The organism is Pedobacter soli (assembly GCF_900101435.1).
Lineage (GTDB): Bacteria > Bacteroidota > Bacteroidia > Sphingobacteriales > Sphingobacteriaceae > Pedobacter > Pedobacter soli.
In genome coordinates this window covers 222,557-236,269 of the sequence record NZ_FMZH01000001.1, presented here as the reverse complement: position 1 = coordinate 236,269, position 13,713 = coordinate 222,557, and the positions used below count along the sequence as shown (strand labels likewise).

Below are 13,713 nucleotides of genomic sequence, written 5' to 3'. Positions count from 1 at the left end.
TTATATGACACAAGTATTCCACGCGAAACAATTGTTGAAGAGCGTGAAAGTGTCTATCTAAGCCGGACTTCTGAGCAGCACTTTTTTAATGTATTACAACTTAACCGGATTTCGGTTGTAATGAATGGTGGCAGGCCTTTAAAATCTCCGGAAGGCAAAGGATTAGTGATTAGTAAACCGACTGCATAATTTTCTTATATGTCTTTTGATAAGGAGAATCCTGAAATGCTTTTATTGTTGCAGACATTTGAGCAGTTTAATGTTAATTATTTGATTGTTGGTGGTTTTGCCGTTAACCGATATGGTTATAACCGCACTACTGGTGATTTGGATATCTATCTTAAAGACACAAAAGATAACAGACAGAATCTGATTTATGCAATTGATAAAATGGGTTATGGCAGATACGATATGTTATTGGATGTTCCTATTATTGCGGGCTACTGTGAAGTTTTAATGGACGATGGAATGTATGCAGATTTAATGACTGATATACCCGGGTTAGATAAAACTAAGTTTGATGAATATTTTGAAATGGCGACAGTAGACGATATCAATGGTATTAAAGTCAGGTTTTTGCATTACAATCACCTATTGGATAACAAAAGAGCAACGAATAGACCAAAAGATCAGCTTGATATTTTAGAGTTGGAACGCATTAACAAGCGAAATTAAGTTTTTTGCGTTGCTTCAGTTTTTCTGAACCCGACTAAGTTGAAATCCTTTTTGTTTGAGTAGCTGAATTAGATTTCTTTGTCATTCCTCCTCGCAATTAGGATAGTGGAAGTAGGGTGGCTCATTAAAATCGGGTATTGATTTTTTTAAAAATGCTAGTCGATTTCCTGAGGTTCGGATTTATCATTACTCATAAATCTCCATTCTTGGCCATAAAGCGATTTATACTGGACCATAATTTTAATATCAGCCTTTTCTACCAGTGGTCCCAAACGTTCATCGTCTATATTTATTAAACTTAATTTCTCGCCAACAGGTAAAATTTCGCTTTTCCAGATATTGGCCAATGCTACTGACTTTGTAGAGTCCAATCTGTTTTCTTTTTTTATTTGTTGTATAATTTCTGCTATGTTTTCAAAACGTTTGGATTTATAGGAATAAGCGTAGTTTGAAACTATTGCCGGGCCCAAACCCTGATTTACAATTATAAATTCATAATGGTAAGATTTGCCAGTTTTGCTGTCGCCACCTGAAAAACTCTTCGAGTAATTCATTAGCAAAGGTTTTACTGATGCATATTGCTGAACTTTTTGTAATCTGGTTTGATATAATGTGATAATAATTGCGCAAATACTGGTTACAATGGCACATACGCCAACAAGCGTGTTTAACGATAATCGGGGTTCTTTGTTAACTTTCGGTTTCTGCATTTTCTTAAAGTAATTATATCTCCGGTTCTAAAGTAGCAAAAATCAGGATTGATTCTTAATAGTATTAATATTTACATTAATAATCAGTGTATTAAGTCCGAAAAATTATCGGGCACCTCATTTGTTTATAATCAGAAATAACCTTATCTTTGCGCCACAATTAATTAATTTATTGCTTTAATATTATTCAAGAATGTATTTAAGTTCAGAAAAGAAAGCCGAAATCTTTAAAAAACACGGCGAAGTAGAAACCAACACTGGTTCTGCAGAAGGTCAGGTAGCGTTATTCACATACCGTATTGCGCACTTAACAGAACACTTAAAGAAAAATCGTAAAGATTTCTCTACACAGTTATCACTTCAAAAATTGGTAGGTAAACGTCGCGGTATTTTGGCTTACCTATACAAAAAAGATATTGAGCGCTATCGTGCTATCATCAAAACTCTTGAGTTGCGTGATATCATTAAACAAAAATAAGCGTAAGTTTATCTGTAAAAGCCATTCTCTAAAGAATGGCTTTTTACTTTCTAAAGAAAAAAAATGATCTGGGATTATTACAGATGAGTTTTTAATTTTATCTTCGTTCGCAAAAACAAAAACATATATAAACAACGGTGTGTAGAAAGAGGAAAACACACCATAATTCGATTTAAATGAATGTAATAAAAAAATCGTTCGATTTGGGCGATGGCAGAATTGTAGAAATTGAAACCGGTAAGCTGGCTAAACAAGCCGATGGTTCGGTTGTAGTAAAAATGGGCGATACCATGTTGTTAGCAACAGTAGTATCAACAGTTGGTGCTAAACCAGGTACTGATTTTTTACCTTTATCGGTTGATTATCAGGAGAAATACGCGGCTACAGGTCGTATTCCGGGAGGCTTTTTACGTCGTGAGGCCAGATTATCTGACTACGAAGTTTTAATTTCACGTTTAGTAGACAGGGCTTTACGTCCGTTGTTCCCATCAGATTATCACGCTGATACACAAGTGATGATTTCATTAATCTCTGCTGATAAAAATATCATGCCTGATTGCTTAGCTGGTTTAGCTGCATCGGCTGCATTAGCAGTTTCAGATATTCCTTTTAACGGTCCGATTTCTGAAGTACGTGTTGCTAAAATTGATGGTAAATTGGTAATCAATCCATATGCCAACGATTTAGAGCGTGCAACTTTAGAGTTTATGGTTGCTGGTTCGGCTAATGATATCGGTATGGTTGAGGGTGAATGCGATGAAATTCAGGAAGATGAAATGGTTGAGGCATTGAAATTTGCACACGATGCAATTAAAGTTCAATGTGCTATTCAGCTTGAATTAACCGAAGCTACAGGTAAAACTGTAAAACGCGAATATAACCACGAAGACCACGATGCTGATTTAAAAGCAAAGGTTTATGCTGATACTTACGATAAAGTTTATACATTGGCAAAATCTGGTTCGAATAAAGATGAGCGTAAAGTTGGTTTCACTGCAATTATCAACGAATTCTTCGAGGCAATGCCTGAAGATACTGCTGATTTGACCAAAGCAATGGCTAAACATTATTATCATGATGTTCAGTACGATGCGATCAGAAACTTATTGTTAGATGAAGGTATCCGTTTAGATGGCCGTAAAACAACCGAAATTCGTCCAATCTGGAGTGAAGTAGGTTATTTACCAGCAGCACACGGTTCGGCAGTATTTACACGTGGCGAAACACAATCTTTAACAACCGTTACTTTAGGTAGTAAAGATGATGAGCAAATGATTGATGGTGCTTTCTTTAACGGTTACCAGAAATTCTTATTGCACTATAACTTCCCTGGTTTCTCAACTGGCGAGGTTAGACCAAACAGAGGTGCAGGTCGTCGCGAAATCGGTCACGGTAACCTGGCACAACGTTCACTGAAAAAAGTTCTACCTCAGGGCGAAGCTAATCCATATACCATCCGCGTAGTATCTGATATTTTAGAATCAAACGGTTCGTCATCAATGGCAACAGTTTGTGCTGGTACATTAGCTTTAATGGATGCCGGTATTAAAATCAAATCTCCGGTTTCGGGTATTGCAATGGGTTTAATTACCGACGAGAAAACTGGTAAATATGCGATCCTTTCTGATATTTTAGGTGATGAAGATCACTTAGGTGATATGGACTTTAAAGTAACCGGTACTGAAAACGGTATCGTTGCTTGCCAGATGGACTTAAAAATCAATGGTTTATCGTACGAAGTTTTAACTAAAGCTTTATTGCAGGCTAAAGAAGGTCGTTTACACATCTTAAACGAGATGAAGAAAACCATCAGCCAGCCAAATGAGGATTACAAACCACATGCACCACGTATTGTTTCTTTAACTATTGATAAAGAATTTATCGGTGCCATTATCGGTCCTGGAGGTAAAATTATTCAGGAAATGCAACGCGAAACCGGTGCAACAATCTCAATCGAGGAAGTTGACGGAAAAGGTATCGTTGAAGTATTTGCAGATAACAAAGCATCAATTGATGCAGCAGTTACCCGTATCCGTAACATTGTGGCCAAGCCAGAAATTGGCGAAATTTACCAGGGTAAAGTAAAATCAATTATGCCATTCGGTGCATTTGTTGAGATTATGCCAGGTAAAGATGGATTATTACACATCTCTGAAATCTCATGGCAGCGTTTAGAAACCATGGACGGTGTGTTGAAAGAAGGCGATAAAATCGAGGTTAAATTATTAGACATCGATAAGCAAGGTAAAATGAAACTTTCGCGTAAAGTTTTGTTGCCTAAGCCAGAAAAACCAGCTGCGCCACAAGCTTAATTGGTAAACGTCATGCTGAACTTGTTTCAGCATCTCAATAACGAAAACCCTTTCAGTTTACTGAAAGGGTTTTTTGTTTATACATTGAAAGTGAAATATCAACTTTTCTCCTGGCCATTGTATAAAACTTTTACCTCGTACAAATATATCTTGCATCAGCAAACTAAAAACTTTCATTGTTCTTTTGTAACTTGCATGCATAGTAAAACCTAAAAACAACCGTAATTGCGGCACACAAAGCAATTACGAAAACCCATAAGAAATGAAATACATTATAGCCCCATCCATACTTTCGGCCGATTTTGGCAATTTACAGCGCGATATCGAAATGATCAATAACAGTGAGGCCGATTGGTTTCATGTTGATGTAATGGATGGTGTTTTTGTACCCAATATATCTTTTGGCTTCCCTGTTATGGCTGCAGTTAAAAAACACGCTACCAAACCTTTAGATGTGCATTTAATGATTGTTGAACCTGATAAATACATCAGCGATTTTGCAAAAGCAGGGGCCGACCGCATTACCGTGCATTACGAAGCCTGCACACACTTGCACCGTAGCATTCAATTGATAAAGGCATCGGGTTGTAAGGCAGGGGTGGCTCTAAATCCGCATACGCCTGTTACTTTATTGCAGGATGTAATTGAAGACCTGGATCTGGTTTTGATTATGTCGGTTAATCCAGGTTTTGGAGGTCAGGCATTTATTCACAATACTTACAAAAAGATACAGGATCTGAAAGCGTTGATTAAAGGCATTAACGACGATTTAATTATAGAAGTAGATGGAGGTGTGGGCTTGCAGAATATCGCTACGCTTGTATCTGCCGGTGCCAATGCTTTTGTGGCAGGTAATGCAATTTTCGCAACCGAAAGCCCTACCGCAACGATTGCTAAAATGAAACAATTAACCCATAACAGTGTGAGTATTTAATTGTTTTATTGCTATATTGTTTCGGGTATTACGACTGTTTATCGGTCTTAATATTTAAAACTTCAGTCTTTCTGTTAAAAATGCTCAAATTTCGGCTGCTCTTTTTTCTTTTAATTGCTGGTTGCAGTCTGGCGCTTGCGCAACCACTGGTGAGGGTTTCCGGAATAGTGCAGAATGAAGAAAAATTGCCGTTGGCGCAGGTTACGGTTATTGTACTCGGTCAGGCGCAATCAACTGTTACTGACGAATTTGGTGTATATACCATATATTCTAAAACCCGATCTTTTAGCATCAAATATTCGTTGCTAGGTTATCAGCCCCAAACCATAAAATTTAACGAACGCTCTGGTGCAAGGATACTGCAAAAAGTGAATCTGATAGCCAATATTAACGAATTGGAGCAGGTAAATATTACCAATAAGCAAAATCAGCTCAGTAATGCTACAACCATTAACGTTGCCGATATAGGTGCTATGCCGTTGGTTTCGGGTAATTTCGAAACCATGCTCAAAACCTTGCCGGGTGTATCAACCAATAACGAGTTAAGTGCACAGTACAGCGTTCGTGGCGGTAATTTTGACGAGAATTTAATTTACATCAACGATGTCGAAATTAACCGGCCTGTATTGATCCGCAACGGACAACAGGAGGGCCTTAGCTTTATCAACTCAGATCTGGTAAGTAAAGCAAAATTTTCGGCAGGTGGTTTCGAAGCGAAATATGGCGATAAACTTTCTTCCATTCTCGATATCAGGTACGATAGGCCCGATAGCAATCAAACGATATTGAGCACCAGTTTGTTAAATACTTCATTAAGCACAAAACGCGTATTTAGGCATAGCTTTTTGCTCGCAGGATTGCGTTATAAGAATAACACCAGCGTTTTAGTTAAGCAGGACGAGAAAGGTAGTTACAGTCCCAATTATGCCGATGCGCAGGTGCTGTACCAGTACGATTTTTCGCCTAAATTTAACATCAGTTTTCTAAGCAATTTTAACCTTGGTCAGTTTAAACTGGTGCCTACCAACCGCGAAACCCAGTTTGGTACCTTAAGCACCACACTGAAATTAAATGTAGATTATACTGGGCAGGAAATAGATGATTACCAGACTTTTGGTAGTGCTATTACCGCAGCTTATTCGCCCAGGCCTAATTTGGTGATTAAATTTATCAACAGCTATTTTAATACCATCGAGCGTGAACGCTTTGATATTAACGGAAGCTATGTTTTTGCGGAAGTAGACAATAACTTTTCGGGAGAAAATTTTGGTCCTGTAAGTAAAAACAGAGGGATAGGGAGCTACTATAATTATGGCCGAAATAGTTTAAATACACAGGTTTTTGCCTCAGAAATTAAAGTAGATCAGAATTTTAACAGCCATGTTTTTTCATGGGGAGTTAAATTTGATCAGTCCAGATATAATGATCAGTTAAACGAATACAACTATACCGATTCGGCAGGTTTTATTTTGCCCAATAACGGTAAAAACATCGTCATGCAGAATGTAATTAACGTTAAGAATAATCTTGATATTAAAAATTACAGCGCATACATTCAGGATAGTTATTCGCTTTCCAGCTCCGCCGAATTACAGTTGGGCGCACGTGCTACTTACAGTTCTTTAAGCAAGCAATTGTTAATCAGTCCGCGGATGTTGATTGCCTACAGGCCCAATTCAAACAATAAGATTTTAAGGTTTACTGCCGGTGTATACAAACAACCACCATCATACCGTACCATTCGCGGATTTTCAGGTGTTTTAAATATCGATCAGAAAGCACAAAGTTCTTACAATACTTCTTTGGGGTATGAATATGCCTTCGATGCTTTTGGTACACGTTTAAAATTTACTTCCGAGGCTTATTTTAAATATTCTGACCGTTTAATTCCTTACAAAATAGATAATTTAAGGATCAAATACCTGGCAAACGAAATTTCGAAAGGTTATGCTTACGGTGCCGATTTCAGTATAGGAGGGGAGTTTGTAAAAGACCTGGTTTCGTATTTCAGGATGTCGGTAATGCACGCCAACGAAGATATTATCGGAGATAGTTACGTGCAGAACGGCACCATCATTTATCCGGGTTATTTAAAGCGACCGACTGATCAACGTTTAAATTTCTCTGTTTTCTTTCAGGACAGGTTGTTAAATAGTCCTACTTACAAGGTACACTTAAATGCGCTGTATGGTTCTCGTTTGCCTATTGGTCCTTCTCAAACACCGAGGTATCTGGATCAGTTTTTTGTTCCGTCGTATAAACGTGTAGATATTGGTTTCTCCAAAGATTTTCTGGACGATGCGGCCTTGCATAAACCCAAATTTTTAGATCGTAATTTTAGTTCTGTGATTTTGTTTTTCGAGGTATTCAACCTGCTTAATATTGATAATACCGTTTCATATTTGTGGTTAAAAGACGTAGATAACGTACAGTACGCCATTCCAAATTATTTAACTGGCAGGCAGTTTAATTTAAAGCTGATTGTTAAACTTAAAAATTAATCAGATAACCCATTCTGTTTATTCAGAACCGGGTGCAAAAGAGATTCTTGAAGTCAAAATCTGAAGAAAAATTTGGGCCATTCAAGCTCAAAAAGCAACTTTTATATTGCATTGCTTAAGCGTTTTTATGTGCTTACACATCTTATTGCAAAAACTGCAACAAAAAGATCAATTTTAGTCTTTTTTTTAACAATATTTAATTTTTTAGGATACGATTTTATGGGCATAACTGCTATAAAAATTTTACATTTACGCCTATAAAACATTATATAATAAGATGAAGCATAATTTTGGCGCAGGCCCTTGTATTTTACCTCAAGAAGTGTTTAAACAAGCAGCTCAGGCTGTTTTAGATTTTAACGATGGATTATCGATTTTAGAGATTTCGCACAGAACAACCGAGTTTGAGGCAGTTGTTGCAGAAGCTGATAAATTGGTAAAGGAATTATTAAATGTGCCATCGGGATATTCCGTTTTATTTCTACAGGGAGGAGCAAGTTTACAGTTTGCAATGGTGCCAATGAACCTATTGGGCGATGGACAAACTGCAAGTTATTTAGATTCTGGTGTTTGGGCCAGCAAGGCTTTAAAAGAAGCTAAATTAGTAGGTAATGTAAATGTGGTGGCTTCTTCAAAAGATGCTAATTATACCTTTATCCCGAAAGATTTCGAGATTCCGGCTGATAGCGCTTATTTCCACTACACTTCAAACAACACCATTTACGGTACCGAGCTTTTCGAAGCACCAAAAACCACTGTTCCGGTTGTATGCGATATGTCGTCTGATATCATGAGCCGTGTAATTGATGTTTCACAGTTCGATTTAATTTATGCAGGTGCTCAAAAAAATGTAGGCCCGGCCGGATTAACCATCGTGATTGTTAAAGATGAAATTTTAAACAAAATCGACCGTAAAATTCCATCAATGTTAAACTATCAGTCTCACATTGATAATGGCTCTATGTACAATACGCCTCCGGTTTTCTCTATCTATGTAGCTTTATTAAATCTGCGTTGGTTAAAATCAAAAGGTGGTGTTGCAGAAATCGAGAAAGAAAACAAACAAAAAGCAGAAGCACTTTACAGAGAGATCGACCGCAATCCATTGTTCAAAGGTACTTGCGCTGTTGAAGATCGTTCAAGAATGAATGTTTGTTTCGTGATGGAAAATGCCGAACTGGAAAAACCATTCCTGAAATATGCTGAAGAGCAAGGTATTGTAGGTATTAAAGGCCACAGAAGTGTTGGTGGTTTCCGCGCTTCAATGTACAATGCTTTACCAATTACAAGCGTACATGCTTTAATTGATGCCATGCAGGCATTTGAAGAACAACAGGCAAAAGCAAATTAATATAAAGTATAACCACAGCTTAATGGATTACACCTAAAATCCATTAAGCTGTGCAATCATAAATCACAATGTTTAAAATATTAGCAAACGACGGAATTGATCCGATCGGAAAAGAATTATTAGAAAAGGCAGGTTTTCAGGTTGATACTGAAACTATCGCACAAGATCAATTAGCCGAAGCTTTAAAAAACTATGATGCCATTACCGTACGTAGTGCTACAAAAGTTAGAAAAGAACTGATTGATGCCGTACCCAATATCAAATTAATTGGCAGAGGTGGCGTTGGTATGGATAATATCGATGTAGAATATGCGCGTAGTCAGGGTATTGCAGTAGTGAACACACCTGCTGCGTCTTCTTTATCAGTTGCAGAATTGGTATTCTCACACTTATTTACAGGGATCAGATTTTTACAGGATGCTAACCGTAAAATGCCTGTTGAAGGTTCAACCCAGTTTAATAACCTTAAAAAAGCTTATGCAAAAGGAACCGAGCTAAGTGGTAAAACCATTGGTATTATTGGTTTCGGTCGTATTGGCCGTGCAACCGCTAAAGTTGCTTTAGGTTTAGGAATGAATGTTTTGGCTTACGATTTATACCCAACCGAAACTGAAATTACTTTAGATTTCATGGGAGGCCAATCGGTAAGTATTCCAATTAAAACCGTTTCATTAGACGACGTAATTTCTGGAAGTGATTTCTTAAGCTTACACACCCCATTTGCTGATAAACCAATTTTAGGTGCAGAAGAATTTGCTAAAATGAAAAAAGGCGTTGGTATTGTAAACTGCTCACGTGGTGGAACAATTGACGAACCAGCTTTAATCGAAGCATTAAATTCTGGCAAAGTATCTTTTGCAGGTTTAGATGTTTTTGATAATGAGCCTACTCCATTAGCTGAAATTTTAACACACCCTAAAATCTCGTTAACACCACACATTGGTGCATCTACAAACGAAGCTCAGGAGCGCATTGGTGCTGAATTGGCTACTTTGATTATCGAGCATTTTAAGAAATAATAATATAAGCAAGACCTTATAGGTTTCAAAAACCTATAAGGTCTTTTTATAATCTAATCCAACGCCTGCTTTAACACCCAATAGCGATAACCTAATATCGCCTTTTGCCATGTGCTTAATTTGTTGGGGTCTTTTTTGTATAAACTGGGTAAAATGGCATTGTTAATTTTAACCAGGGCTTTAAACAGTGCTTTTTTCATACCTTTTATATTGCTGTAGTTTTTTATTGAAAAAATAAAAGCCACCGGCCATTACCAGAATTAAAAACACAACGAGATAATTAACCAGGTTTTTGCCCTTATCTCTTTTGTCGGCAGCAATCCTTAATTGCTCGTTCTGATCCTGTAATTTTTTAATGGTTTGCATATAACGCTGTATACGTTCTTCTGATTGATCGGATACCGCAATTTTTTGTTGGTTCTGAAGGTCTTTATAATCCATCAATACCTTGAGCTCAGTAAAAATATTATTATCGGTTAAAACCACCTGACGCAGGATTTCGTTAGAATTTTTAATATCGCGCTTGGTTTGCCAGCCAAAAATCCCTGTACGCTGGTTCAGGCTTTCATCATATTGGCCAAATTTTGCACTTCTTTCAGCCAGTAAACTATTTATTTTGGCGCGCTGCGCAGCATAAGCAGTAGTATCTTGTTGAGCAAAACCCTGAAAATGGAGCAGGAGGACAGCCAGCAGGTAAAAGTATTTCTTCATGTGCTATAAACGTGAAAAAGCTCTAAGTTGTTTTGTTTTCCTAAAGAAGTGTTAAATCCGCTTTGGTCTTCAGTCTTTATGCTTTTAGCTCACTTTAGAATGAAACTCCACCCTTACAATATCGCCAAGGTGTAAACCCAACAAGCCGCTGGCTTTACCTTTATTAATGGCAATTTCGAGGTGGTTACTGATCCCGAACAGACAAAGTTTTTCGCCTTCCTGAACCTCATTGTAATGCCAGCTCAATTGAGTAATCGTTTCGCTTTTTCTGAAATGCAGGGTAAAGTCGCGATTTTTCTGTATGCGGGTAAAAAGATCTTTGGTAATATTGGTAATTACATTGCAAAAAGTATCGATATATACCACACTTCCCCGAATGATATCTTTCTCTATAACAGGGTGTAAAAGCATCTTTTGCTCAATTTCTGCTACAGGTAAACCAATGTCTTTTAATTTGCCTCCTTTAGCCAGGTGCGTTGCAGCTTTCACAAAAATATCAACCAGCGGAAAGTGAAGATATTTCAAATCCTGCATAATATTTAATTCAACCACATCTTCCGGATGTTCATCAAAAAGCAGGGAGAAAATACCATTATCGGCACCTACAAAATAATGGTCGCGGTGTTTAACAGCAATGTATTTGGTGTTTTCGCTATACACAGAATCGATACCAATTAAGTGCACCGTATTTTTCGGGAAATAAGGGTAAGCGTTCTTTAAAACGAAGGCTGCATACGAAATATTGAACGATGGAACATCGTGGGTAATATCAACTAAATTAACATTAGGCATAAGACTCAGCAGACTACCTTTTAGTGCACTCTGGTAAAAATCTTTTGAACCTAAATCTGTTGTTAAAGTAATTATCCCCATTAAAAATTCATTATTATTGCTTATTCTTGTGTACAGGCCTAAGCGTCTGCAAATATTCAAATTTTAATTAATATACCCCGATAACTTTTTAAAATACTACAGTTTGAACGAATTAAAATTAACTCTGGATACCGTAAATCCTGCTCACTTTTGGGGGCCGAATAATGAGAATTACGAAATGATTAAAGGTGCTTTCGCGAAGTTGAAACTGGTAGCGAGAGGAAGTGATGTTAAGGTTCTCGGTGATGAACAGGAACTTAAGTCTTTTGAAGAGAAGTTTAACCAGCTCATTGCGCACCTCGAAAAATATAGTTCGTTAACCAATAACGATGTAGAATCGATACTGGGAGCGAAGGCTACAAACCTGGCCAAAAAAGATGCCGAACAGCCAACTGGCGGGGGTGGAGAAGTGATTGTTTTTGGTACAAATGGCCTATTGGTTAAAGCCAGAACGGCAAATCAGCGTAAAATGGTGAGCAGTATTGCCAAAAACGATATCTTATTTGCCATCGGTCCGGCAGGAACCGGAAAAACCTATACGGCGGTAGCTTTAGCAGTAAGGGCACTGAAAAATAAAGAAATTAAACGAATTATTTTAACCCGGCCAGCTGTTGAGGCAGGAGAGAACCTCGGCTTTCTTCCGGGCGATTTAAAAGAGAAAATCGATCCGTATTTACGTCCGCTTTATGATGCCCTTGATGATATGATCCCGGCAGAAAAACTGAAGTTTTATATCGAAAACCGTACGATTGAGATTGCTCCACTGGCCTTTATGCGTGGCCGTACGCTTGATAATTGCTTTGTGATATTGGATGAGGCCCAAAATGCTACCGATATGCAGTTGAAAATGTTTTTAACCCGTATGGGGCCAACCGCTAAGTTTATTGTTACGGGTGACGTTACACAGGTAGATTTGCCTAAAAAACAAATGTCGGGCTTGTTTAACGGTTTAAGGATTCTGGAAGATATCAAAGGCATTGATATTATTTATTTAAGCGGAGAAGATGTGGTTCGCCATAAACTGGTTAAAGATATTCTTAAAGCTTACGGCGATATTCAATAAGTCTGAGGTCAGAAAGTCAGGAGTCCCAAGTTTAAGTCTTACAATAGAACCACTTCGGACTTTTGCTTTTTACAACCTTTATCATCCGACGCCAGTCTTCCGACTTTCCGACTTTTTTCCTATTTTTACGGCCTCATGAAAGCACTTAAAGAAACCCATTTTAATTTCCCAAATCAGAGCAATTTTTACAAAGGTAAAGTTCGCGATGTGTATACTATAGCTGATCAGTTTATGGTAATGGTAGTATCAGATCGCATTTCTGCATTTGATGTTGTATTGCCAGAGGCTATTCCATTTAAAGGACAGGTTTTAAATCAGATCGCAGCTAAGTTTTTATCTGCCACTCAGGATATTGTTCCTAATTGGGTTTTAGCTGTGCCCGATCCAATGGTAACCATTGGTCGTATCTGCGAGCCTTTTAAGGTTGAAATGGTAATAAGAGGTTATTTAGCTGGTCATGCATGGCGCGAGTACAGTGCAGGTAAGCGTTCGGTTTGTGGCGTTGCGTTGCCTGATGGTTTAAAAGAAAACGATAAATTGCCTCAGCCAATTATTACCCCAACTACTAAAGCCGCTGTGGGTCACGATGAAGATATTTCGAAAGAAGATATTTTGGCAAAGGGAATTGTTTCTTTAACCGATTACGAAAAATTAGAACAATATACTTACGCACTTTACCAACGTGGTACTGAGATTGCTGCAAAAAGCGGATTAATTTTGGTGGATACGAAATATGAATTTGGTAAAGCTGATGGCGTAATTTACCTGATTGATGAAATCCATACCCCAGATTCATCACGTTATTTTTATGCAGAAGGCTATCAGGAACGTCAGGATAACAATGAGCCGCAGAAACAACTTTCTAAAGAATTTGTGCGTAAATGGTTAATCGAAAATGGTTTTCAGGGTAAAGATGGCCAGGTAGTACCAGAAATGACACCTGAAATTGTAAATTCTATTTCTGAGCGTTATATCGAACTTTACGAAAAGATTGTAGGCGAGACCTTTATCAAAGCTGATGCTGATGCCATTTCGAGCCGTATCGAAACCAATGTTTTAAAGGCCCTTGAAACGCTTTAATTTTCG

The 13,713-nt window shown here is 37.8% G+C and carries 13 protein-coding genes; 9 read left to right on the top strand and 4 right to left on the bottom strand.

The features are described 5' to 3' along the window. The first annotated feature begins 198 nt into the window (after positions 1-198). Positions 199-675, top strand: a complete 477-nt coding sequence (locus BLR37_RS00875; protein ID WP_090763335.1) for a hypothetical protein — start codon at positions 199-201, stop codon at positions 673-675. Positions 676-830: 155 nt separating this feature from the next. Here the strand turns inward: BLR37_RS00875 and BLR37_RS00870 are convergent, their stop codons facing one another. Next, positions 831-1,385: a hypothetical protein gene (locus BLR37_RS00870; protein ID WP_090763333.1), complete on the bottom strand. Its 555-nt coding sequence runs from the start codon at positions 1,383-1,385 to the stop codon at positions 831-833. A gap of 193 nt (positions 1,386-1,578) precedes the next feature. Between BLR37_RS00870 and rpsO the strand changes: the two genes are divergently transcribed. From rpsO to BLR37_RS00840, 6 genes are all read left to right on the top strand, one after another. Continuing rightward, a complete protein-coding gene (rpsO, locus tag BLR37_RS00865; RefSeq protein ID WP_090763330.1) occupies positions 1,579-1,863 on the top strand; it encodes a 30S ribosomal protein S15 in 285 nt (94 codons plus the stop codon). Between the two features lie 176 nt (positions 1,864-2,039). Continuing rightward, the gene (pnp, locus tag BLR37_RS00860; RefSeq protein ID WP_090763325.1) at positions 2,040-4,175 is read left to right on the top strand and encodes a polyribonucleotide nucleotidyltransferase; all 2,136 of its coding nucleotides are present in this window, start codon (positions 2,040-2,042) and stop codon (positions 4,173-4,175) included. Positions 4,176-4,437: 262 nt separating this feature from the next. After that, positions 4,438-5,109: a ribulose-phosphate 3-epimerase gene (rpe, locus tag BLR37_RS00855; protein ID WP_090763321.1), complete on the top strand. Its 672-nt coding sequence runs from the start codon at positions 4,438-4,440 to the stop codon at positions 5,107-5,109. Positions 5,110-5,189: 80 nt separating this feature from the next. Next, entirely contained in the window at positions 5,190-7,610 is a 2,421-nt protein-coding gene (locus tag BLR37_RS00850; RefSeq protein WP_090763318.1) for a TonB-dependent receptor, read from the top strand. Positions 7,611-7,887: 277 nt separating this feature from the next. Then, a complete protein-coding gene (serC, locus tag BLR37_RS00845) occupies positions 7,888-8,961 on the top strand; it encodes a 3-phosphoserine/phosphohydroxythreonine transaminase (protein WP_090763315.1) in 1,074 nt (357 codons plus the stop codon). A gap of 68 nt (positions 8,962-9,029) precedes the next feature. Beyond that, positions 9,030-9,980, top strand: a complete 951-nt coding sequence (locus BLR37_RS00840) for a D-2-hydroxyacid dehydrogenase (RefSeq protein WP_090763312.1) — start codon at positions 9,030-9,032, stop codon at positions 9,978-9,980. A 53-nt stretch (positions 9,981-10,033) separates the two neighbouring features. On the opposite strand, the gene BLR37_RS25185 is transcribed toward BLR37_RS00840, so the two are convergent. From BLR37_RS25185 to BLR37_RS00830, 3 genes are all read right to left on the bottom strand, one after another. Then, on the bottom strand, positions 10,034-10,180 hold the full coding sequence (locus BLR37_RS25185) for a hypothetical protein (protein WP_167356522.1): 147 nt from the start codon (positions 10,178-10,180) through the stop codon (positions 10,034-10,036). After that, positions 10,161-10,691, bottom strand: coding sequence for a hypothetical protein (locus tag BLR37_RS00835; protein ID WP_090763309.1), 531 nt, complete (start codon positions 10,689-10,691; stop codon positions 10,161-10,163). Before BLR37_RS00835 ends, BLR37_RS25185 begins: the two co-directional genes overlap by 20 nt. Before the next feature lie 84 nt (positions 10,692-10,775). After that, entirely contained in the window at positions 10,776-11,564 is a 789-nt protein-coding gene (locus tag BLR37_RS00830) for an SAM hydrolase/SAM-dependent halogenase family protein (protein ID WP_090763306.1), read from the bottom strand. A gap of 103 nt (positions 11,565-11,667) precedes the next feature. On the opposite strand from BLR37_RS00830, the gene BLR37_RS00825 reads away from it, so the two are divergent. Together BLR37_RS00825 and BLR37_RS00820 are read left to right on the top strand one after the other, a co-directional pair. Beyond that, positions 11,668-12,627, top strand: a complete 960-nt coding sequence (locus BLR37_RS00825; protein WP_039480308.1) for a PhoH family protein — start codon at positions 11,668-11,670, stop codon at positions 12,625-12,627. Between the two features lie 135 nt (positions 12,628-12,762). Continuing rightward, on the top strand, positions 12,763-13,707 hold the full coding sequence (locus BLR37_RS00820; RefSeq protein WP_090763303.1) for a phosphoribosylaminoimidazolesuccinocarboxamide synthase: 945 nt from the start codon (positions 12,763-12,765) through the stop codon (positions 13,705-13,707). Positions 13,708-13,713 lie beyond the last annotated feature (6 nt).